The organism is Micromonospora sp. DT43, assembly GCF_049841645.1.
Taxonomy (GTDB): domain Bacteria; phylum Actinomycetota; class Actinomycetes; order Mycobacteriales; family Micromonosporaceae; genus Micromonospora.
The window spans coordinates 1-20,413 of record NZ_JBNCKR010000004.1 but is presented as its reverse complement, the minus strand read 5'-3'; the positions used below and the strand labels follow the sequence as shown (position 1 = coordinate 20,413).

The following is a 20,413-nucleotide window of genomic DNA, read 5'->3' as shown; positions in this document are numbered from 1 at the left end:
TTCTGCACTACAGAGCGGTGGCGGAGGGATTTGAACCCTCGGAGGGCGTTAACCCTCACACGCTTTCGAGGCGTGCTCCTTAGGCCGCTCGGACACGCCACCGCCGACGAGGGTACAGGACCGCCGGTTCGGACGCCGAACCGGTATCGCTCCGGCCGGCCTGGCAGGATCTTTGCCATGAGTACGCACATCGGCGCGAAGCCGGGCGAGATCGCCGAGCGGGTCCTGATGCCGGGTGACCCCCTGCGGGCCAAGTGGATCGCGGAGACCTACCTCGAGGGCGCCACCTGCTACTCGACGGTTCGGGGCATGCTGGGCTTCACCGGCCGCTGGAACGGCGTCGAGGTCTCGGTCCAGGGCTCCGGCATGGGCATGCCGTCCGCCTCCATCTACGCCCACGAGTTGATCAACGAGTACGGCGTCAAGACGCTGATCCGGGTCGGTTCCTGTGGTGCCCTCAGCACCGACCTGCAACTGCGCGACGTGGTCGCGGCGATCGGGTCGTCCACCGACTCGAACATGAACCGGATGCGGTTCGACGGGCTGATCGACTACGCCCCGGTGGCCGACTTCGGGCTGCTGCGTACCTCGGTCGAGGTGGCCGAGCGGCGCGGCATCACCATGCACGTCGGGCCGATCCTGGCGGCGGACGCCTTCTACACCGACCGGCCGGACCTCTACGACACGCTCGCCGACTACGGCGTGCTGGCGGTGGAGATGGAGTCGGCGGCGCTCTACACGATCGCCGCCCGGTTCAAGGCCCGCGCGCTGACCGTCCTGACCGTCAGCGACCACATCAAGACCGGCGAGAAGACCACGTCGGAGGAGCGGGAGCAGACGTTCAGCCAGATGGTCGAGATCGCGCTCGACACGATCATCGCCTGACCCGTCCGGCGGGTGTCACTGCCGAGAGCGGTATGACTCAGAGGTATAAATATGCCTCAGAGTCATACCGCTCTTCCGCATCACGCCGGCCCCAGGCCGCCACGCCGGTCCCGAACCGCGCCGCGCCCAGACCGCCACGTCGCGCACAAACCGGCACGCCGGTCAGACCGTGGTCAGGGCCTCCGTCGGGGAGAGGCGGGCGGCGCGGACCGCCGGGTAGAGACCGGCGAAGCCACCGATCACCAGCGTCGCGCCGACTCCACCGAGCATCGCCCACGCCGGCACCACCGTCGGCCAGCCCTGCGACAGCGCGTACCCCGAGGTGACCGCGATGCCCAGCAGCACTCCGCCGATCCCGCCGAACGCGGACAGCAACAGCGATTCCGCGAGGAACTGTGTGCGTACCTGACCGCGGGTCGCCCCGAGTGAGCGGCGCAGGCCGATCTCGGCCCGGCGCTCCAACACCGAGATCACCATGGTGTTGGCCACGCCTACCCCGCCGACCAGCAGGGCGACCGCCCCGAGGCCCAGCAGCAGCCCGGTGAACGCGTCGTCGGTCGCCTCGGCGGCGGCCAGCGCGTCGGAGGGGCGGGACACCTCCACCTCGTTCGGCGCCTCGGGGTTGGCGGTCGCGCCGAGCACCGACCGCACCGCCTCCACCTGCGACTCCTGCGCCCGCGTGTAGACGGTGGTCGGGTGCCCGTCGAACCCCAGGTGGTCGGTCGCGGCGGCCCAGCCGACAAGCGCCGAGGAGTCCAGCTCCGGGGCGAGCGGCACGGCCGCGAGGACGCCGACGACTGTGAACCACCGTCCGCCCAGCCACACCCGCACCTGCGGATCGGCTGTGGTGATGCCGAGCCGCTGCGCGGCGGTCGCGCCGAGAACGACCGCCGGATAGCGGGCGGTGGCCTCGTTGAGCCAGGTGCCGCTTGTCAGCTCGGCGCCGACGGCACCCAGCAGGTCCAGCCGTGCCGCCTGGGTGGCGATGCCTCCGGTCTCCGCCGCCGGAATCCGGTCCGTGCGGTACACCTTGGCGTCGGGAACCTGCGCGGTGGCGGTCACCTGCGTCACGGGACCGATCCGGCCGATCATGGCGATCGACTCCTCGGGAAGCTGCGCGTCCGCGCCGAACAGGGTGTCGCCCGGCTCGACGGTGAGCAGGTTGGTGCCGAGGGCGTCGAGCGCCCGGTCCAGTTCGGCCCGGGACGACGAGGAGATGCCGACGACCGCGATCATCGCGGCGATGCCGATCGCGATACCCAACGCGGAGAGGAAGGCCCGCAGCGGACGGGTCCGCAGCCCCACCCCACCGACGCGCAGGACGTCCGCCGGCCCCAGCCGGGCCGGGGTCAGGGTCGCCATCAGCCGACCCCGCCCGACGCGAAGGCCGAGTCGTGCCGCACCGCGCCGTCGCGCATCCGCACCTGCCGGGGCAGGCTTTCCGCGATCTCCCGGTCGTGCGTGATCACCACGACTGTGGTGCCGGCCCGGTGCAGGTCGTGCAGCAGCTCCAACACGCCGGCGCCGGACTGGGAGTCGAGGTTGCCGGTTGGCTCGTCGGCGAGAAGCACCGCCGGCTCACCGACCACCGCCCGGGCCACCGCCACCCGCTGCCGTTCGCCGCCGGACAGCTCGTGCGGCCGGTGGCCGAGCCTGTGGCCCAGGCCAACCCGGACCAACGCGGCCTCCGCGCGCTCCCGACGCCTCCGCAGGGGTACGCCGGAGTAGAGCAACCCGTCGGCGACGTTGTCCACGACCGGGACGCCGGGGGCCAGGTGGAACTGCTGGAAGACGAAGCCGATCCGGGTGGCCCGCAACGCCGACAGCTCCCGGTCGGTCAGCTTCGCCACGTCGTACCCGTCAAGGAGCACGCTGCCCGACGACGGCCGGTCCAGGGTGCCGATCAGGTGCAGCATCGTCGACTTGCCCGACCCGGACGGACCGACGATGGCCACCAACTCGCCATGACCGATCCGCAACGAGACGTCGTCCAACGCCACCACCCCACCGGCGTACCGCTTGCTGACCCGGTCGAGGACGATCACGTCACCTGTCATTTCGGCATCGCCACCGTCATGCCCTCGGCGATCTCCGACCCACTGACCTCGACCCGGCCGTCGGCGAACAATCCGGTCGTCACCGCGACGATCCGGCTGCCGTCGCCGTCGACGACCTCGACGCCGTAACCGCCCTCGGCGAGCGCCAGCAGCGCCGCCACCGGGACGGTGAGCACGTCGCGGCGCTCCGAGGCGGTGAATGTCACTGTGGCGCTTGCCTGGTCGAAGCCGGCGAGGGCCTTCGGGTCGGTGACCGCGACTGTCACCTCGATCTTCGTCTCCTCCTCGCCGGACTGCCCGTTCGCGCCGGAGGCACCGGCCTGGATGACAGTCTCGGCCGTGCTGATCGTGCCGGCGACCGCCCGTCCGTCCGGCAGCTTCACACTGACCTTCGAGTTCCGCTTGGCCAGCCGCTGGTCGTCCATGTCGAGGTCGACGGTGACCACGCGACTGGTGCCGCTGTAGGTCAACACCGCCTGACCGGGCTGCGCCGCGGCACCGACGTCGGCCTGGTGGCTCTCCACCCGGACCTCCCCGTCGGCGTACACGACGCGGCCCTGTTCGATCCGGCCGGTCTCGGGCAGACCGAGGTCCTCCTGCCAGTCACGGACCGCGTCGGCGGTGGCGCCTGTGTACTCGTCGTCGACGGTGAACCCGGTGTAGCCCAGCGCCTTGAGGTTCCGCTCGAACTGGGTGACGTCCGGACCATCGACGCCGGGCTCGAGCGTCCGGTACGCGGGCAGCCCGCCGTAGAGGAGCACGACCTCCTCGTTGTCGACGAGGTACAGCGCCTTGCCCCGCCGCACTGTCGACCCGGTCGCGGGCAGCCCGGTGATCGTGCCGCTGAGTTTCGCCGTGGCGGTACGCGTCGTTCCGTACCCCAACTCACCGTCGGCGGTCTGCGTGTCCGCGAGGGTCTGCCGGGTGATCGGGGCGGTCGCCGCCGGGCCGCTGGCGTGGGTGGCGTCCCCGGCGTCGCCGCCGAAACCCACTGCGGCGACGACACCCACGGCGGCGACCACCAGGACGATCCCCGCTGCGACAGCGGCGCGCAGCCCCGGGCGTCGGGTGGCGTCGGTCACTTGCCGCCCCCGAGCTGGGGCGCGAGCTGCCGGCACTTCTCCATCGCAGCCCTCAGGGCCGGATCCCCGATGTTGATCGCGTTGTCCCCGGTCCCGACCCGGAGCCTCCCTTCGGCGTCCGGGTCCGGGAAGTCCGGTACACCGTTCTCGCGCATGCACTTGGCGAGGGCGCGCATCTGCTCGGCCTGCTCGGGATTGAGCTGCGGCCCCTGCCCGCCGTTGGGCAGCTTGTCCTGGCACTTCTCCATGGCTGCCTGGACCTTCTGCTGATCCACGTCCGCGCCGAAGCGGAAGTTGGGACGGGCACCCGGCTCCGGGTCGGGCATGTCCACCCCGTTTTCCCGCATGCACCGGGCGAAGGCGAGCTGGCGGTCCGAGTCACTGACCGGGGTGCCGCTCGCCGTGGCCTCGGCAGTCGTTCCACCGGCGGTCGCGACCCCGCCGCCGTCGTCGCCTCCCGCGCCGCACGCGGGCAGCGCCAGGGCGAGCAGGACGGGGATCGCAAGCATCTGTCGTCGCATGGTGTCCACTTCCGCTCAGGTCCGGCGCGGTTCGCCGAACGTGACACCAGTGGACGCCGGCGGCCGTATCCCCGGCGTTACCGTCTGCGGTTATGCCGCCGTTACCGCGTCCCGAGCACCATGGAGGGGTGAGAGTGCTTGTGGTCGAGGACGAGACCATGCTTGCCGACGCCATCGCGGAGTGGCTGCGTCGGGAGTCGTTCGCCGTCGACGTGGCGTACGACGGGGACGCCGCGTTGGAACGGCTCGGCGTCAACGAGTACGCGGTGGTCGTCCTGGACCGGGATCTGCCGGTGGTGCACGGCGACGACGTGTGCCGGGCGATCGTGGATGCCGGCGGGGAGACCCGGGTGCTGATGCTTACCGCCGCGGCGGCCGTCCGGGAGCGGGTCGCGGGGCTGGCGCTCGGCGCGGACGACTACCTCACCAAGCCGTTCGCCCTGGTCGAGCTGTCGGCTCGGGTGCACGCGCTGACCCGCCGTGCCCGCCCGGCCGCGCCCCCGACGCTGCGCCGCGCCGGCATCCAGCTCGACGCGGCCCGACACGAGGTACGCCGCGATGACCGGCACGTGGCGCTGTCCCGCAAGGAGTTCGCGGTGCTGGCCGAGCTGCTCCGCGCCGACGGCGCTGTGGTTTCCGCCGAGGACCTGCTGGAACGAGCCTGGGACGAGCACATCGACCCGTTCACGAACGTGGTCCGGGTGACGATGATGAAGCTGCGCCGCAAGCTCGGCGACCCGCCGGTGATCGAGACGGTGCCGGGAGCGGGGTACCAGATCCGATGAAACGCCTGACCATCCGCGCCCGGCTCACCCTCATCTACGGGGGCCTGTTCCTGCTGGCCGGCATGGTGCTGCTCGCCGTCACGTACGTGCTTGTCGATCAGCGGATGCCGCAGCCGTTCGGGGTGAGCCTGCGCGACCTGCCGAAGGTCAGCGCCACGACGCCCAGCGGGCAGAACGTCGACAACCTGCGCGCCATCCTGCAGGAGGCGCAGGACGAGGCGAAACGCAGCGCGTTGGAGTCGCTGCTCACGCAGGGTGGCATCGCGTTGGTAGTGGTGTCGGCGGTGGCGATCGCCTTCGGCTGGCTGCTCGCCGGCCGGGCGTTACAGCCGTTGCAGCAGGTCACCGACACGGCGCGGCGGATCGCCGGCGCGGACACCGCCGGGCGGGGCCTGCACGAGCGGATCGCGCTCCGCGGCCCCCGCGACGAGGTACGCGAACTCGCCGACACGTTCGACGAGATGCTGGGACGGCTCGACCGCTCGTTCGACGGGCAGCGCCGATTCGTGGCGAACGCCTCGCACGAGCTGCGTACCCCGTTGGCGCTCAACCGCGCCCTGGTGGAGCTGGCCATCACCCGTCCCGACGCGTCGGCGGAGACCCAACGGTTGGGCGAATCGCTGCTGGCGGTCAACGAGCGGCACGAGCGGCTGATCGACGGCCTGCTGACGTTGGCGGACTCGGAGAACGAGCTGACCGAACGTACGCCTGTCGACCTGGCCGAGGTCTGCGCGCACGTCACCGATCAGGCCGTACAGCAGGCACCCGACCTTCGGGTGCACCGCTCGCTCGCGCCGGCGCAGGTCTTCGGCGACCCGGTGCTGCTGGAACGGCTCGCATTCAACCTGGTGGAGAACGCGCTGCGGCACAACCTACCCACCGAGGGCTGGGTCGAGGTGTGCACCGGGCTCGTCGACGGCCAGCCGACCCTCACGGTGCGCAACACCGGCCCGGTGGTCGCCGGCTACGACGTGGAGACGATGTTCCAGCCATTCCGTCGGCTGTCCCGGGAGCGGGTCGCGGGCGCGCGGGGTTTCGGTCTGGGGCTGTCGATCGTCCGCGCGGTGGCTCGGGCCCACGGCGGCACGGTCGACGCGCGGCCCCGCCCGGCCGGTGGCCTGACCGTCACGGTGACCCTTCCCGCAGCCTGACCGCCGGGTCGCCCGGCCCACTGCCGGACCGGCTGGGCGACGGCAGGTGCGGCGGTGTGCCGACTCGGGTTCAGCGGAAGAAGGCGCGCAGGACGGCGGCGGTCTCGGTCTCCAGCACCCCGCCGTAGACCTCCGGACGGTGGTTGAGCCGGCGGTCGCGCAGCACGTCCCAGAGGGAGCCGGCCGCGCCGGTCTTCGGCTCCCACGCGCCGAAGACGACTGTGGAGACCCGGGCCAGCACCAGCGCGCCCGCACACATGGTGCACGGCTCCAGGGTGACCACCAGGGTGCAGCCGTCCAGCCGCCACCGGCCGGTGAGCTCCGCCCCACGCCGCAGGGCCAGCACCTCGGCGTGGGCGGTGGGGTCGCCGGTCAGCTCCCGCTCGTTGCGCCCGGTCGCCAGCTCGACGCCGTCCGGGCCGTAGAGCACCGCGCCCACCGGGATGTCATCGATCGCGTCGGCGCCCACCGACGCGGCCGGGCCGGTGACGGCCACCTCAAGGGCCCGGCGCATCCACAGCTCGTGCCGTTGCCGCCGCCCGAGGTCGCCCGGGTCGGCCAGCCCCTCGTGCGCGCCCGGGCCGGCTCGACCCACCGCGCCGGGCGTCGGCTGCCCCGGCCGGATCGTCTCCAACAGCGGATCGGTGGCGTCGGCCGGCTCCGCGCCGCCCGCGGGCACGATCCCCTCGTACGCTGCCGACCCGGTGGGGTCAGACCTCACGCAGCTCCTCGACCTCGTCGGCGCATCCGAGGACCTCGCAGATCTCGGAGGTGACGTCCGCCGGCAGCATCCCCTCGGTCCCGCAGAGCGTCAGCAGCTTCTGCGCGGAGATGCCCAGGTTGGCCAACAGGTCGGCGTCGCCCACCGGATCGGCCTCCGGATCGACGGCGGGCTGCTCGCTCTCCTCGTCGCCGCTCGCGACCGGGCGTGGCTCGTCGTCGCCGTCGAGCCCGGTCACGGACGTCTTCAGGTCACCGACCAGCAGCTGACCCAGCCGGGACTCCTCGGCGTACGCCGAATCCGAGCCGAACACCCGCAGATCCTCGCCCTCGTCGAGACGCAGGATCACCAGGTACGCGTCGTCGGCCTCGACGAAGAGCAGCGACACGTCGGCTTCCTGGTCGACGTCGCGCAGCCGGTCGGCGACCTCATCGATGTCGGTGGCGCCCCGCAGGCTGACCTCGGCGGCGGTCCAGCCACTGTCGTCACGCACCACGGCCGCAGCGAAGTACGACACGGTTCCCCCAAAAGCCCTCGGCACAGCGCCGACTCGTCAAGGGTGCACGTTAGCCGGTCGGGTCGGCGGGCGACCGGTCAACGCCCCGAGACGCCGGCCAAACCTGACAAAGTCGGGTCAGCCGGCTACCCGACGGCGGGTGGCGATCAGTTGGCGCAGACGCTCGGTGCGCTGTCGCTGCGGCCGGCTGCGTTGGCGTACCGCCCGAGCGCCCGCCAACTCGGCGAGCAACTGGAGGCGGCGGCGGTTGCGATCCGGGTCCTGCCGCGGGGTGGTCCAGGCCATAGTGCCGAGGGTGCCGAGTCTCGACGGCCACGTCAAGACGGCGTTCGCTACGCAGCCAACCGGGCACGCGGCGCAGTCGTCCACGCCCGAATCCGGGCCGGTCGGCACACGCTCACCACAGCGGCCAGTCGGCGCTTGTCGCCCAACGGACCGCCACCACGGCGGCGGCGATGCTCCAACCACCGGCGGTGACGATCGCCACCCCGGTGGCCACGCCGCGATCGCCGTAGCGGACCAGGACCAGGGCCGTCAGCCAGGCCAGCAGGCCGGCCACCACCGTCCACCACGCGTAGCTGACCACGTCGGTGCCGAGCAGCCCGAACAGCAGCAGCCAGGCGGCAGCCGCGCCACCACCGACGGCGACACCACCGCCGGTCACCGGGTGCGGTTCGCGGAACGTGGGTCTGGTCGGCGGCCCGGCCGGGAAGAGCCCCGACGGGGTACGCGACGCCGGGCGGGCGGCACCGGGATCCGGGACGGGGTCGGGTCGGGCGATGGTCACCGGTTGCCCTCCCCTCACGCGCGTCGCTCGTGCCCACGGTACCGGTCTGTCAGGATGTCCGAATGCCCTCGCCGACGATCGGTCGCCGCGTGCGTCCGGCGTACCCGATCCTGTTGCTGCTCGCCCCGGTGCTTGCCGCCGGCTGCGCGACGACCCGGCCCGGAGTGCCACCGGACGGCGCCGCGCCGGCGCCGTCGGCGGTCTGGGCGACAGGTGGGCAGCCTGCCGCGCCGACGGCCACTCCGCCGCCGCCGACCCGCCCGGCCAGCCCGACGCCGTCGTCGGCCAAGCCGTCGCCGAGCGCACCCCGCGCCGGGATCCGGCACGTCTTTCCGGTACGCGCCGACAACGTGGACTACCACACGACGCACGGCGCGTACCCGGCGACGGACGTGTTCGCCGACTGCGGTGAGCCCTTCGTGGCGGTGACCGACGGCAAGGTGCTGGAGGTGAGTCGTGTCGACAGGTACTCCAAGAGTGGGCCGCAGGGCCCGGACAACGGCGGCCTGTCCGTCTCGCTGCTCGGCGACGACGGTGTGCGCTACTACGGCTCGCACCTGAGCGTGGTCGGCAGCGGTGTCGAGGCCGGGGTGCGGGTTCGCGCCGGGCAGCAGCTCGGCAAGGTGGGCCGCACCGGTAACGCCAACAACGTCTGCCACGTGCACTTCGGCATCTCGCCGCCGTGCACGGGCAAGGACGGGTGGTGGATCCGGCGTGGTGTGCTGTGGCCGGCGCGGTATCTGGACTCGTGGCGGCAGGGCGGCAACCGGGAGCCCGCCGCCGAGGTGACCTCGTGGCAGCGCAAACACGGCTGCCCGAAGGCTCCCTGACGCGACTCGTACGCACTAGGTTCGGTGGGATGAGCGCTCGGGATCCCATTGCCGACCTACGCCGGATCGCGTTCCTGCTGGAACGGGCGAACGAGGCCACCTACCGGGTGCGGGCGTTCCGTTCGGCGGCGAAGGCGCTGGCCGGCCTCCCGGCGGAGGAGGTGGCCGAGCGGGCCGGCAACGGCACCCTCACCGAGCTGTCGGGTGTGGGGGACGTGACGGCCCGCTGCGTGGCGGAGTCCCTGGCCGGTGAGGAGCCGGTCTATCTGCGCCGGTTGGTGGCGACCGAGGGCAGCGACCTGGATGCCGAGGCCACGGCGCTGCGCGCCGCCCTGCGGGGCGACTGCCACACCCACTCGGACTGGTCCGACGGCGGCTCGCCGATCGAGGAGATGGCGCTGGCCGCGGTGGAGTTGGGCCACGAGTACGTGGTGCTTACCGACCACTCGCCCCGGCTGACGGTGGCGCGCGGGCTGACCGCCGAGCGGCTGCGCCGGCAGCTCGACCACGTGGCGCAGGTCAACGCGGCGCTGCCGGAGGGTTTCCGGATCCTGACCGGGATCGAGGTGGACATCCTCGCGGACGGCTCACTCGATCAGGACGACGAGCTGCTGGCCCGGCTCGACGTGGTGGTCGGGTCGGTGCACAGCGGTCTGAAGGACGAGCGGGCGAAGATGACCCGGCGCATGCTGAAGGCCGTCGCCAACCCGCACCTGGACATCCTCGGTCACGTCACCGGCCGGATGGTGTCGTCCCGCCCGGCGGGGGTGACCGGCCCGGGTGATCGGGGGCACCGGGCGCGCACCAGGAACGAGAGCGACTTCGACGCGGACGCGGTCTTCGCCGCCTGCGCGGAGCACGACACCGCCGTAGAGATCAACTCTCGGCCGGAGCGGCAGGACCCGCCGAAGCGGCTGATCCGCCGCGCCCTGGAGGCGGGCTGCCGCTTCGCGATCAACACGGACGCGCACGCGCCCGGTCAGCTCGACTGGCAGCGGTTCGGCTGCGAGCGGGCCGCGCTCTGCGGCGTCCCGGCCGACCGGGTGGTAAACACCTGGTCGGCCGAGCAGCTCGTGGAGTGGACACACGCAAGGGCCTGACGCCGCTCGGCGTCGATCGACTCGGGATCGCTGCCCCGCTCGGGCGTTGATCGACTAGCGGTCGCTGAAGGGCTCGGCGTTGATCGACTCGGGATCGCTGAAACCGGGGTGTCCTGGAACGTAGGACACCCCGGTTTCAAGGAAGCCGAGTTGATCAGCCGCGGGCGCGCGCGGCGGGCTCGGCAGGCGCGGCGGCGGCCTCGGCGGCGGGCGCGACGGGCGCGCCCACACCGGCCACCGGCCGAGGCTTGCGGCGGCCGAACACGCCCTGCGCGACCGCGACGCCCAGCAGCACGATGAGCGCGCCGACCGGCTGGTGCCAGTTGAGCCGCTCGTCAAGCACCACGGCGCCGATCAGCACCGCGAAGATCGGAATCAGGTACGTGACGGTGGAGGCGGTGCTCGCGCCGGCCACCCGGATGTTGCGCATGTTGATGACGAAGGCGAGCCCGGTGCCGAGCGCCCCGAGGGTCAGCACACTCACCACCACCTTCGGCGACAGCTCGGTGGGCAGCGGCGGCGCACCCGCGACGAACGGGGTGACGACGGCAAGCTGCCCGGCGGCGAGCAGCAACTGTGCCGTGGACAGCGACAGCCCGGAGTGCGCGCTGCCCGCGACGAACCGCTTCTGGTACGGGATGGCGACGCCGTAGCAGGCGGCCGCCCCGAAGCACAGCAACTGCCCGACGAAGTGCGCCCCGCCGACGCCCTCCCAGACCCCGAGCACCACGAGCACGCCGAGGAAGCCCAGCCCGAGGCCGATCGCGCGGCGCACGGTCAACTGCTCGGTGCGGAACACCAGCACCGCCAGCGGCAGCACGATCAACGGCGTCGTCGCGTTCCAGATGCCGGCGAGCATCGACTCGACCCGTTGCTCGCCGTAACCGAAGAGGGTGAACGGCACCGCCACGCCGAACGCGGCGACGACGAAGAGGTGCGCCCACACACGGGGCTCGCGGGGCAGCCGGTCGCGCAGCACCGCGAGAACGACCAGCAGGGTCAGCGCGCCGGAGACGACGCGGTAGAGGGTCAGTTGGACGGGGTGCAATTCGGCCACACCGACCTTGATGAACAGAAAGCTGGATCCCCAGATGGCGGCGAGGGCGCAGAAACCCGGCAGCCAGGCGCGCAGCGGCGCCTTGTCAGGAGCAACATCGGTGGTCACCCCTGACACTCTTCCGCAGGGGTACGACAAAGTCCCGCGACTTTCTGCTGGTTGGACACGAGAAACAGCATCGACACCGGGGCGGGGCGGTCACGTAGTGTCGCACCGTGGGACGAATTGATGAACTCGCCAACCGCTACGTGGCCGAGTGGGCGCCGTTGAGCCCCACCGGCGCGACATACGTCGGCATCGCCGGCCATGACGACCAGCTCGACGACCTCTCACCCGAGGGTTACCGGGCCAAGGCCGACCTCACCCGCCGCACCCTCACCGAGCTCGAGGTGACCGAGCCGGACTCCGAGGCGGAACGCACCGCCAAGGAGGCCATGCAGGAACGGCTCGGCCTCGACCTGGCCCGCTACGAGGCCGGCGAGACGACGAGCGAAATCAGCGTGATCGAGAGTGGCCTGCACGAGGTCCGCATGGTGTTCGACCTGATGCCGACGGCGACTGCCGACGACCAGGCCAACGTCGCCGCCCGGCTCAACGGCCTGGCCGGCGCCCTGGAGGGTTACAAGACGACGCTGCGCGAGGCGCTGGCCGACGGGCGGGTCAGCTCGAAGGTGCAGCTCATCGAGGTGGCCAAGCAGTGCGACACGTGGACCGACCCGACCGGGGACAACTTCTTCCACGGCCTTGTCGAACGGCTGGGTGCGGACGGCACGCTCGGTGCCGAGCTGCGCCGGGGCGCGGCGGCGGCCACCGCGGCGACCGCGGAGTTCGGCCAGTTCCTGCGCGCCGAGTTGGCCCCGCACGGGCGGGACAAGCAGGCCGCCGGTCGGGAACGCTACGAGCTCGCCTCGCAGTACTTCCTCGGCGCGAAGGTCGACCTGGACGAGACGTACGCCTGGGGCTTCGCCGAGCTGGCCCGCCTGGAGGCGGAGATGCGGGTCGTGGCCGGGCGTATCGCCGGCTCGGGCGCGAGCGTCGACGAGGCGGTGGCCACGCTCGACGCCGACCCGGCGCGGACCATCCAGGGCAAGGAGGCGTTCCGCGACTGGATGCAGGCGCTCGCCGACAAGGCGATCGCCGAACTGCACGGGACCCACTTCGACATTCCGGAGCAGGTCCGCCGGATCGAGTGCTGCCTCGCCCCGACCAGTGACGGCGCCATCTACTACACCGGCCCGAGCGAGGACTTCTCCCGCCCCGGGCGCATGTGGTGGGCGGTGCCGCAGGGAATCACGGACTTCTCCACCTGGCGGGAGGTGACGACGGTCTACCACGAGGGCGTGCCGGGTCACCACCTCCAGGTGGCGCAGACCGCCGTTCGGGCCGACCTGCTCAACCGCTGGCAGCGGCTGTTGTGCTGGGTCTCCGGGCACGGCGAGGGCTGGGCGCTCTACTCGGAGCGGCTGATGGACGAGCTGGGCTACCTGGAGGACCCGGGCGACAAGCTCGGCATGCTCGACGGCCAGGCGATGCGCGCCGCCCGGGTGATCGTCGACATCGGCATGCACCTGGAGCTGGAGATCCCGAAGGACAACCCGTTCGGCTTCCACCCGGGCGAGCGATGGACGCCCGAGCTGGGCTGGGAGTTCATGCGGGCGCACTGCCGCGTGCCGGACGAGAACCTGCGCTTCGAGCTGAACCGCTACCTGGGCTGGCCGGGGCAGGCGCCGTCGTACAAGGTGGGTGAGCGGATCTGGTTGCAGGCCCGCGAGGACGCCAAGGCCCGCAAGGGTGCCGACTTCGACCTGCGGGAGTTCCACCGGCAGGCGTTGGACCTGGGCGCGCTGGGCCTCGACCCGCTGCGCAAGGCGCTGGCCCGGCTCTAGGACCTACCGTGCGGTGGCGTCCGGTCTGGACGCCGCCGCGCGGTGCGGTCAGTGCAGCGTCTGCCTGAGGGTGGGCCGGCCGGTCAACGTGTGGCAGGAGATGAAGGCCAGGTCGATCTGCGGGTCGGTGAAGGTCAGCGGCAGCGGCGAGGTGATCGGGATGCCGTCCGGGAAGGGCAGGTCCGGCGTCAAGGTGACCTTGATGCCCAGGAACCGGCCGACGAACCGGGTCGCGTAGAAGGTCACGTCACCGTCGATGGTCAGCTCGTTCGTCTCGCTCAACAGCGAGCCGCCCGACGGCCCGGCCACCAGCAATGCGAAGTCGCTTGTCACCGCCCTGCTCATGGTGAACTTCAGCGCCTTCATCTCGCCGTTGGCGGTGCGCAACGGCTCGACTCCCCGAAACCGCAGCCCCGTCATCACCACCTTGGAGCCGGTCAGCTTCGCCGGGGTGGCGGCGACAGTGGGCATGTCCGGGTCCGCCGCCAGCTTGGGCAGCGGCTTGCCGGGCTCGACGGGCGCCGGCTTGTTCGGCTTGGGGCTGGCACAAGGGGTGCCCGGGGTGGTCGCCGTCCGGGTGACGCTGGGGGTGGCACTGGCGGTACGGGTGGGGGCGGCGCTCGGGGTGGCCGGCTGGCTGGCTCGCGCGGCACCGCTGGTGGGCTCGGCCGTGGCGGCGGCGCTCGAATCGGTGGTGGACCGTTCCGCCTCGTCGTCGCCGCCGGTGAGGAGGTCACCGATGCCGTCGACAATGTCGGTGATCAGGTTCCCGTCCGACTTCTCCGACGTGGCGCTGGGGCTCGGGCTGAGGCTCGGGCTCGGGCTGGCAGGGGCGGCGGGTGTGCTGGGCCGGGTCGACGACGAGGGCGTCGGGCAGGAGAGTTCCGCCGCCCGCACCGGCGAGGCGCCGTCGACAGTCGTCAGGCCCGCGCTGGCGAGGCTCAGCAGGAGCAGTGTCACCACGTACGTCTTCGGGTCGCGGGCCATCGTCGACCTGGTCTGCGGTGCCTCGGGCTCGACGACGGGCGGCGCCTCGGTGGCGTCGCTCGCGTGCGGCGCCGGCTCGCGCAGCGTTCCACGCGGCTGCGGGATGGTGTCGGTGAGCAGCCCGGTGGTCTCGTCCTCCCGCTGCCGCGCCGGAAGGAGTTCGTCGACGAGCGCCGGTTCGTCGCCGGTCTCACCGTCCTCGGTCAGCCGGTCGTCCGGCTCCTCGGCGGTCGGGGGCGACACGGCGGCAGCGCCCTTGGCCGGCACCCAGGCGAAGCCGAGTGCGCTGCCGACCATGCCCAGCAGCATGCCGATGAAGAACCCGCCGAGGTTGACACCGATCAGCGAGTAGACCGCTGTCACCGCACCGACGATGGCGTAGAAGATCCGTTGCGTCGGGCTGAGCCACATCAGCAGGCCGCAGGTGACCAGGATGGTGGGGATCAGCCAGGACAGGAAGCCGGTCGGCCCCATCTGCAGGGTCAGCCCGGCCAGGCTGACCTTCGTGGTGCTGAGGATCTCCGCTCCGGCCAGGATGGTGAAGAGTCCGCCCCAGAAGGGCCGGGACCGCCGCCAGCGGCGGAAACCGCGCCAGGCTCGACCGACACGGCCGGGCTGCGCGCGATGAGTGGCGGTCGACACGTACGTCCTCCTGGCGGTGAAAAGGGGTGGGGCGGGCCCGAGGCTCGCGAAGGGCGCCCCTCGCGAGCCTCGGCGTCAACTCAGAAGCATTCCTTGGCGTCGGCGCCGACGTTGACCTTGAGCTTGAGGCCGGTAAGCGTGAACGTGCCGGCGGTGGTGTAGCGGGCAACCTGCTCGAGGCCCTTGATGTTCACGTGCGTGGCGTCCTGACCGAACGAACCCGCCGGAGCCGGGCCGAGGTCGCTGGCGTCCCTACCGATATTGATGTTGGTGAACTCGGCGTCGCCCTCGAGCGACTCCATCGCGATCAGCATGCCCTTGGCGTGGGCCTCCTTGCCGGGACCGCCGTCGCCCGCGTTGATGGTGAGCACGATCCTGGGGAGACCGGGCACGGAGGCGTCGACCGACTGGCAGAGCTTGGTGAGCGTGGCGTCGCCGATCTCCGACATCGCTACCGGGATGACCTTGCCGTCCTTGGTGGTGACCACACCGCCGTACTGCTTGAAGCCGTCACCGTCCAGCTCTGCGGCGGAGACCTTGAACGGCTTGCCGGCCACCGTGATGTTGGCGGCGATGGCGCCGTTGGCCATACCGAAGACGATGCCGCCGGCAACTGCCACAGCGGGAACCATCATCGCGGCGAAGCGACGCCAGCGAGTGCCGCCCTGCGCCTGACGGGTTTCCGAATCCTTCACGGGTCCTCCTCGAACCGGGGGTCACCGATCGCGATCGCGACTCGGGACTGCGGGAAAGCACGTGGCCGCTGCGGCCGCTCCGGGGACGGTCGGCGGATCGGCAGTGTGCGGATTGGATGCTCTCGCGAAGCGACCTACCTCACAAGGGCGCTGCTACTGGCCGGTAACCCACGTCCGGCGGCAAGATCGCGAGGCGTCACCGTGAGTCAGCCCCAAGCCGGCTGCGGCGCGGAACAAAACGTTCGAACCACACGAAATACCTGCGAGGCTCTTACCGCAGGTAGTTGCTGCACAGCATTGTTACATTTACGTAACGTCGGGCTGAAAAACCGCTGAAGATGAGCCACGACTCATCCGTACGGCTGAGCGGAGGCCCCGGAAACAGCGTCACCGCGCCTCGGCAAGCCAGCCGCTCAGCAGCTGGTGATCGATCGAGTCGACCCGGCCGAGCCGCCGGCCACCCGCAACCCGCTCCCGCAGCTCCGCCCGGGTGAACCAGCGCGCCTCCAGCAACTCCACGCCGTCCACGCGTACCTCGTCGGACGTCGCGGTGGCCCGGAAGCCCACCATCAGCCCGGCGGGGAACGGCCACGCCTGCGACCCCCGATAGGTCACGTCCGTGACGGTGATCCCGGCCTCCTCGGCCATCTCCCGGCGGACCGCGTCCTCCAGGCTCTCGCCGACCTCGACGAAGCCGGCAAGCGTCGAGTAGGAGTCCTCCGCCGCACCGGCGTGCCGGGCCAACAGGCAGCGCTCCGGCGAGCCGGGCGCCTCGACCAGCACGATGATCGCCGGTTCGATCCGGGGAAACAGCAGACGACCACACTCCGCGCCGGAACAGGTCCGCACGTGCCCGCCACCGCCGGCAACGGCCACCGCACCGCAGGTGCCGCAGTAACGCTGCTGCCGATGCCAGTGCAGCAACCCCCGGGCGTACGCCTGAACCGCCGCGCCGGCAGGGTCGAGTCGCCCCACCAGGGCCCGTACGTCGACGGCCCGCGCCGCGCCCGCCATCTCGACGGCGGCGGACTCGCCGAGCCCGGAGAGGTCCACGGCGAACACCGCGACGTCCCCGTCGAACCCCAGGAAGACTGTCTCGTCGGCGGCCGTCCGGACGAGGGACGCGCGGTCGCCCGTCAACCGGACCGGACCGTCCCCGTCGACCAGGCAGCGGTCCCGCCACAGCGGCAGCACCACGCTTGTCGGCTCGGTCAGCAACGCCTCAAGTCGCGCGGGATCGGCACGCAGCTCGCCCGCCCGGTCCAGCCAACCGCCGCCGTACGCCAACACCCGCTCCGCAGTGTCCACCCCGTCACCGTGCCACGGCGGCGGGCCGGCGTCGGCACCGACCCCGGCGTCGGCCCCGGCTCGCCGCCGGCCCACGCGACACACCGCACGACACGCGACGGCGGCACGGAGCGGGCGCAGCCCGCCGACGGCCGGGCATTGGTTACCGTGGTGTCCTCCGGGAGGGGGGACCTCCCGTGCACCTGGCGATCGAGGTTGCAGTGACGCTGTACGGCGACAAACATCCACCCGCCGACGACCGGCCCACAGTGCTGGTCACCGCGGTCACCTGGCCGGACGAGCCGGAGCCGGTCACACCGCCGACGGCCACCGCGGAGCCGAACAACGGTGGACGCCGTCCCCGCCGGGTGCGGATGCTGCTCGCGACAGGCGTCACCGGCGGCGTCCTCGCCGCAGTGGCCGGCGCCGGCGCCTGGGCGTATGCCGGGGACGTGCCTCGGGGCACCAGCGTGCTCGGCACCGAGCTGGGCGGTCGGAGCCGCGGTGCCGCCGACCGCGAGTTGCGGGCGGAGCTGGACCGGCGGGCGGCGGCCCTCGCCGCGCCACTGCGGATCACAGTCGGGGAGCGCACCGCCGAGATCAAGCCCGCCGACGTGGGCCTGGGCGTCGACGTGGCGGCCACCGTGGCAGCGGCCGCCGAGGCCGAAGCGCACCCGGTCAGTCGGCTGGTCGGCTCCCGGATCGTCGACCCGGTGGTCACCATCGACACCGACCGGCTGGACGCGGCCCTGCGCAGGGTGCTCGGCGACCAGATCCGTCCGATGACGATGCCGGCCATCACCTACCAGGGCACCACCCCGAAGGTCGTACGCCCCAAGCCGGGCCTGGCGTTCGACGCGCAGCGCTCCGCCGACGCCGTCCGCGCCGGGTGGCTGGCCGGCACCCCGGTCACCGTGCCGCTGGTCGAGAGCCAGCCGGCGACCACGGCCGAGGATCTGGACCGGTTGGTCGCCGAGCTGGCCAGGCCGGCCGTCGCCGCGCCTGTCACCCTGCGCACCGGCAGGGGCTCGGTACGGGTGCCACCGGCGGCAATCGCGAAGAGCCTCCGGTTCACCGCCGACAAGGCCGGCAAGCTCACCCCGACGGTCGACGTCAAGCGGCTGCGCACGGCCCTCGGCGACGACCTGGACGCGATCGAGGTGCCGCCGAAGGACGCGTCGATGACCATCTCCGGTGGCCGGCCGAAGGTCACCGACGGCCGCGCCGGCCAGCAGCTCGACACCGCCACCCTGGGTCGTGACCTGTTGGCCGTGCTGCCACGGTCGGACGGACGCGAGGTGACAGGCGAGCTGAAGGCGACACCGCCGGAGCTGACCGCGGAGAAGCTGGCCGGTCTGGGCATCAAGGAGCGGGTGTCCACCTTCACCACGCGGTTTACCGGCGGCATGGCGTCGTCGCGCAGCCAGAACATCGCCACCATCGCCAAGGAGGTGGACGGCACGGTCGTGCTGCCGGGCAGGACGTTCTCCCTGAACGGGCACACCGGCGAACGCGGCTACGCGCAGGGCTACCGGGACGCGCCGGTCATCCTGGACGGCAAGCTGGTGCCGGGCGTCGGCGGTGGCACCTCGCAGTTCACCACCACCCTGTTCAATGCCACCTACTACGCGGGCCTGGAGGACGTCGAGCACAAGCCGCACTCGTACTGGTTCGACAGGTACCCGGCCGTCATCGAGTCGACCATCTTCTGGCCGAGCCTGGACTTCAAGTTCCGCAACAACACCGAACACGGCCTGCTCATCGACACCTCGTACACGTCGAGTTCGGTGACCGTCTCGATCTGGAGCACGAAGATCTACGACAGCGTGAAGACGGAGTACGGCCCTCGGCGCAACATCACCACTCCGAAGGTCATCCACCTGGAGCCCGGCCCGTCGTGCATTCCGAGCAACGGCATCAACGGCTTCGCCCAGGACGCGTTCCGCGTCATCAAGAAGGGTGGCGTGGTCGTCAAGCGGGAGAAGTTCACCTGGCGCTACGACGCGGAGCCCCGCTACGTCTGCGGCCCCAAGCCCTCCTGAGTTTTGGTGCGTGCGCCGCCGTCAGAAGGTGGCGATGGGATTGACCGGGCTGCCGGACGTGCCGGCGAAGCGGACCGGTGCGACAGCGAGCTGGAAGTCCCACTGGCCCAGCTCGGCGGCCGTTGCCACGCACGCCTCCAGGTCGCAGTTGTCGAGCAGCCACAGCCCCATCGCGACGAGACTCACGGCGTGCACAGGCATCAGCACGTCGTCGTACCCCGACGGCTGGACGTCCTGCGGGGTGTCGGCGCCGATCAGCGCGACCCCGCGCGAGTGCAGCCACGGCAGGCAGGACGCGTGCCACCCGGCCTGCGTGAAACCGCTTGCCACACCGGATTCGTGTCGGAAGCGGCCGTAGCCGGTCCGCAGCAGCACCGCGTCGCCGGGCCGCACCCGGACGCCCTGCCGACGCTCGGCCTCCTCCAGATCCTCGGGAAAGACGCCCTGGCCCGGTTCCAGCCACGGCACACCACGGGCCCCCGCGACGTCCAGCAGGACGCCACGCGTGACGATCCCGTTCGCCGCCGCGGTGACGGCCGCCCACCCCGATCCCGTCTCGACGTCGACCAACGAGTGCGACCGGCCGTTGTACATCTTGCCGTCCCAGAAGAGGTGGCACGGCGAGTCGATGTGGGTGATGGTGTTGCCGTGGAAGGTCATGCCGAGCCGCTCGGTCGAGAAGCCCCACCGCCGGTCGGCGTGGAAGGCGGCGACCGGCATGTTCTCGGCACCCGGCATGTCGGCGGCACACGGGCACGACGTGGTCGACCGTTCCATCTCGACCGGTACGGCGACCTCCCACGCGCAGGACACACTCCGGCCGTGGCGGACGGCCCGCGCGGCCGCCAGCCGGACCTCGTCGGTGATGTGGTTCAGGGTGCCCAGCTCGTCGTCGTCACCCCACCGTCCCCAGTTGGACAGCGTGTCGAAGTATCCGAGCACGTCGTCCTGCGTGGGCATCTGTCGCTCCGCGGTCATCCCCGCCTCGACTCCTCCGGTCACGCGATCTGATCCTTCCCATCGGCTGAGGGCATCGGCACCATGCGCTCCTCCTGTATCCGGATCTCGGCCCGGTACCGGGTCGCGGCCGGATGCCACATCTCCTCGAACGGCCCCATGACCTCACCACCGACCCCACGGCGGCGGCCACGGACGCCCAGCCACGCCAACGCGCCCAGGACCGCGGCCACGCAGCACGCGAACGTCAGGAAGATCAGGACGTCGTCCACGGGCCGAGCCTAGGCCATGGCATCGGCCGTCGGCATCAGCGCCAGGCGCGGAAACGCAGAAAAGCCCACCCCGAAAGGGGTGGGCTTTTCTGAAAGATTGTCCGGCGGTGTCCTACTCTCCCACACCCTCACGAGTGCAGTACCATCGGCGC

At 71.6% G+C, this 20,413-nt stretch carries 21 protein-coding genes and 1 tRNA gene; 7 read left to right on the top strand and 15 right to left on the bottom strand.

Features of this window, described 5'->3' with window-relative positions; genetic code table 11:
* Positions 1–15: 15 nt before the first annotated feature.
* Positions 16–102, bottom strand: a tRNA-Ser gene (locus tag ACLQ26_RS11605).
* A gap of 75 nt (positions 103–177) precedes the next feature.
* On the opposite strand from ACLQ26_RS11605, the gene deoD reads away from it, so the two are divergent.
* Positions 178–885 (top strand): purine-nucleoside phosphorylase, encoded by a 708-nt coding sequence (deoD, locus tag ACLQ26_RS11600; RefSeq protein WP_074315244.1) that lies wholly within the window; start codon positions 178–180, stop codon positions 883–885.
* A 162-nt stretch (positions 886–1,047) separates the two neighbouring features.
* Here the strand turns inward: deoD and ACLQ26_RS11595 are convergent, their stop codons facing one another.
* From ACLQ26_RS11595 to ACLQ26_RS11580, 4 genes are read right to left on the bottom strand one after another with little or no spacing between them, the layout of a single operon-like run.
* A complete protein-coding gene (locus tag ACLQ26_RS11595; protein ID WP_425744425.1) occupies positions 1,048–2,247 on the bottom strand; it encodes an ABC transporter permease in 1,200 nt (399 codons plus the stop codon).
* Positions 2,247–2,942, bottom strand: coding sequence for an ABC transporter ATP-binding protein (locus tag ACLQ26_RS11590; RefSeq protein ID WP_358102724.1), 696 nt, complete (start codon positions 2,940–2,942; stop codon positions 2,247–2,249). Before ACLQ26_RS11590 ends, ACLQ26_RS11595 begins: the two co-directional genes overlap by 1 nt.
* Positions 2,939–4,024, bottom strand: a complete 1,086-nt coding sequence (locus tag ACLQ26_RS11585; protein ID WP_425744424.1) for a peptidoglycan-binding protein — start codon at positions 4,022–4,024, stop codon at positions 2,939–2,941. The genes ACLQ26_RS11590 and ACLQ26_RS11585 overlap by 4 nt, the downstream gene beginning before the upstream one ends.
* Positions 4,021–4,533 (bottom strand): hypothetical protein, encoded by a 513-nt coding sequence (locus ACLQ26_RS11580; RefSeq protein ID WP_425744423.1) that lies wholly within the window; start codon positions 4,531–4,533, stop codon positions 4,021–4,023. Before ACLQ26_RS11580 ends, ACLQ26_RS11585 begins: the two co-directional genes overlap by 4 nt.
* A 140-nt stretch (positions 4,534–4,673) precedes the next feature.
* Between ACLQ26_RS11580 and ACLQ26_RS11575 the strand changes: the two genes are divergently transcribed.
* Both ACLQ26_RS11575 and ACLQ26_RS11570 read left to right on the top strand, forming a co-directional pair.
* Positions 4,674–5,330, top strand: a complete 657-nt coding sequence (locus ACLQ26_RS11575; RefSeq protein WP_193376595.1) for a response regulator transcription factor — start codon at positions 4,674–4,676, stop codon at positions 5,328–5,330.
* The gene (locus ACLQ26_RS11570; protein ID WP_425744422.1) at positions 5,327–6,481 is read left to right on the top strand and encodes a sensor histidine kinase; all 1,155 of its coding nucleotides are present in this window, start codon (positions 5,327–5,329) and stop codon (positions 6,479–6,481) included. The genes ACLQ26_RS11575 and ACLQ26_RS11570 overlap by 4 nt, the downstream gene beginning before the upstream one ends.
* Positions 6,482–6,551: 70 nt before the next feature.
* On the opposite strand, the gene ACLQ26_RS11565 is transcribed toward ACLQ26_RS11570, so the two are convergent.
* The 4 genes from ACLQ26_RS11565 to ACLQ26_RS11550 all read right to left on the bottom strand — a co-directional run bounded on the left by ACLQ26_RS11565 (position 6,552) and on the right by ACLQ26_RS11550 (position 8,506).
* Positions 6,552–6,995, bottom strand: coding sequence for a nucleoside deaminase (locus ACLQ26_RS11565; RefSeq protein ID WP_363686794.1), 444 nt, complete (start codon positions 6,993–6,995; stop codon positions 6,552–6,554).
* Between the two features lie 196 nt (positions 6,996–7,191).
* Positions 7,192–7,719, bottom strand: a complete 528-nt coding sequence (locus ACLQ26_RS11560) for a tRNA adenosine deaminase-associated protein (RefSeq protein ID WP_425744421.1) — start codon at positions 7,717–7,719, stop codon at positions 7,192–7,194.
* 117 nt (positions 7,720–7,836) lie between these two features.
* Positions 7,837–8,004 (bottom strand): hypothetical protein, encoded by a 168-nt coding sequence (locus tag ACLQ26_RS11555; protein ID WP_167626078.1) that lies wholly within the window; start codon positions 8,002–8,004, stop codon positions 7,837–7,839.
* 112 nt (positions 8,005–8,116) lie between these two features.
* Positions 8,117–8,506, bottom strand: coding sequence for a hypothetical protein (locus ACLQ26_RS11550; protein WP_425744420.1), 390 nt, complete (start codon positions 8,504–8,506; stop codon positions 8,117–8,119).
* 62 nt (positions 8,507–8,568) lie between these two features.
* Here ACLQ26_RS11550 and ACLQ26_RS11545 point away from each other — a divergent pair, with 62 nt between their 5' ends.
* Together ACLQ26_RS11545 and ACLQ26_RS11540 are read left to right on the top strand one after the other, a co-directional pair.
* Entirely contained in the window at positions 8,569–9,336 is a 768-nt protein-coding gene (locus tag ACLQ26_RS11545) for a M23 family metallopeptidase (protein WP_425744419.1), read from the top strand.
* 29 nt (positions 9,337–9,365) lie between these two features.
* Positions 9,366–10,436, top strand: a complete 1,071-nt coding sequence (locus ACLQ26_RS11540) for a PHP domain-containing protein (protein WP_425744418.1) — start codon at positions 9,366–9,368, stop codon at positions 10,434–10,436.
* A 154-nt stretch (positions 10,437–10,590) separates the two neighbouring features.
* Here ACLQ26_RS11540 and ACLQ26_RS11535 read toward each other — a convergent pair whose 3' ends face one another.
* A complete protein-coding gene (locus ACLQ26_RS11535) occupies positions 10,591–11,601 on the bottom strand; it encodes a DMT family transporter (RefSeq protein WP_425744417.1) in 1,011 nt (336 codons plus the stop codon).
* A 107-nt stretch (positions 11,602–11,708) separates the two neighbouring features.
* On the opposite strand from ACLQ26_RS11535, the gene ACLQ26_RS11530 reads away from it, so the two are divergent.
* The gene (locus ACLQ26_RS11530) at positions 11,709–13,379 is read left to right on the top strand and encodes a DUF885 domain-containing protein (protein ID WP_425744416.1); all 1,671 of its coding nucleotides are present in this window, start codon (positions 11,709–11,711) and stop codon (positions 13,377–13,379) included.
* A 48-nt stretch (positions 13,380–13,427) separates the two neighbouring features.
* Here ACLQ26_RS11530 and ACLQ26_RS11525 read toward each other — a convergent pair whose 3' ends face one another.
* The 3 genes from ACLQ26_RS11525 to nudC all read right to left on the bottom strand — a co-directional run bounded on the left by ACLQ26_RS11525 (position 13,428) and on the right by nudC (position 17,011).
* The gene (locus ACLQ26_RS11525; RefSeq protein WP_425744415.1) at positions 13,428–15,008 is read right to left on the bottom strand and encodes a DUF6114 domain-containing protein; all 1,581 of its coding nucleotides are present in this window, start codon (positions 15,006–15,008) and stop codon (positions 13,428–13,430) included.
* 80 nt (positions 15,009–15,088) lie between these two features.
* Positions 15,089–15,643 (bottom strand): DUF6230 family protein, encoded by a 555-nt coding sequence (locus ACLQ26_RS11520; protein WP_393298119.1) that lies wholly within the window; start codon positions 15,641–15,643, stop codon positions 15,089–15,091.
* 447 nt (positions 15,644–16,090) lie between these two features.
* Complete coding sequence (nudC, locus tag ACLQ26_RS11515) at positions 16,091–17,011, bottom strand: NAD(+) diphosphatase (protein WP_425744414.1); 921 nt, start codon at positions 17,009–17,011, stop codon at positions 16,091–16,093.
* 200 nt (positions 17,012–17,211) lie between these two features.
* Here nudC and ACLQ26_RS11510 point away from each other — a divergent pair, with 200 nt between their 5' ends.
* Positions 17,212–19,032, top strand: coding sequence for a VanW family protein (locus tag ACLQ26_RS11510; protein ID WP_425744799.1), 1,821 nt, complete (start codon positions 17,212–17,214; stop codon positions 19,030–19,032).
* A gap of 21 nt (positions 19,033–19,053) precedes the next feature.
* On the opposite strand, the gene ACLQ26_RS11505 is transcribed toward ACLQ26_RS11510, so the two are convergent.
* Both ACLQ26_RS11505 and ACLQ26_RS11500 read right to left on the bottom strand, forming a co-directional pair.
* Positions 19,054–19,992 carry a cyclase family protein gene (locus tag ACLQ26_RS11505; protein WP_425744413.1) on the bottom strand — a complete coding sequence of 313 codons (939 nt, stop codon included), beginning with the start codon at positions 19,990–19,992 and terminating at the stop codon, positions 19,054–19,056.
* A gap of 38 nt (positions 19,993–20,030) precedes the next feature.
* Entirely contained in the window at positions 20,031–20,261 is a 231-nt protein-coding gene (locus ACLQ26_RS11500) for a hypothetical protein (protein ID WP_425744412.1), read from the bottom strand.
* Between the last annotated feature and the right edge of the window lie 152 nt (positions 20,262–20,413).

Coding starts and splice junctions, on each gene's coding strand:
- deoD (WP_074315244.1), top strand. CDS start 178: ATGAGTACGCACATCGGCGCGAAGCCGGGCGAGATCGCCGAGCGGGTC.
- ACLQ26_RS11595 (WP_425744425.1), bottom strand. CDS start 2,247: ATGGCGACCCTGACCCCGGCCCGGCTGGGGCCGGCGGACGTCCTGCGC.
- ACLQ26_RS11590 (WP_358102724.1), bottom strand. CDS start 2,942: ATGACAGGTGACGTGATCGTCCTCGACCGGGTCAGCAAGCGGTACGCC.
- ACLQ26_RS11580 (WP_425744423.1), bottom strand. CDS start 4,533: ATGCTTGCGATCCCCGTCCTGCTCGCCCTGGCGCTGCCCGCGTGCGGC.
- ACLQ26_RS11570 (WP_425744422.1), top strand. CDS start 5,327: ATGAAACGCCTGACCATCCGCGCCCGGCTCACCCTCATCTACGGGGGC.
- ACLQ26_RS11565 (WP_363686794.1), bottom strand. CDS start 6,995: ATGCGCCGGGCCCTTGAGGTGGCCGTCACCGGCCCGGCCGCGTCGGTG.
- ACLQ26_RS11555 (WP_167626078.1), bottom strand. CDS start 8,004: ATGGCCTGGACCACCCCGCGGCAGGACCCGGATCGCAACCGCCGCCGC.
- ACLQ26_RS11545 (WP_425744419.1), top strand. CDS start 8,569: ATGCCCTCGCCGACGATCGGTCGCCGCGTGCGTCCGGCGTACCCGATC.
- ACLQ26_RS11540 (WP_425744418.1), top strand. CDS start 9,366: ATGAGCGCTCGGGATCCCATTGCCGACCTACGCCGGATCGCGTTCCTG.
- ACLQ26_RS11520 (WP_393298119.1), bottom strand. CDS start 15,643: ATGATGGTTCCCGCTGTGGCAGTTGCCGGCGGCATCGTCTTCGGTATG.
- ACLQ26_RS11505 (WP_425744413.1), bottom strand. CDS start 19,992: ATGCCCACGCAGGACGACGTGCTCGGATACTTCGACACGCTGTCCAAC.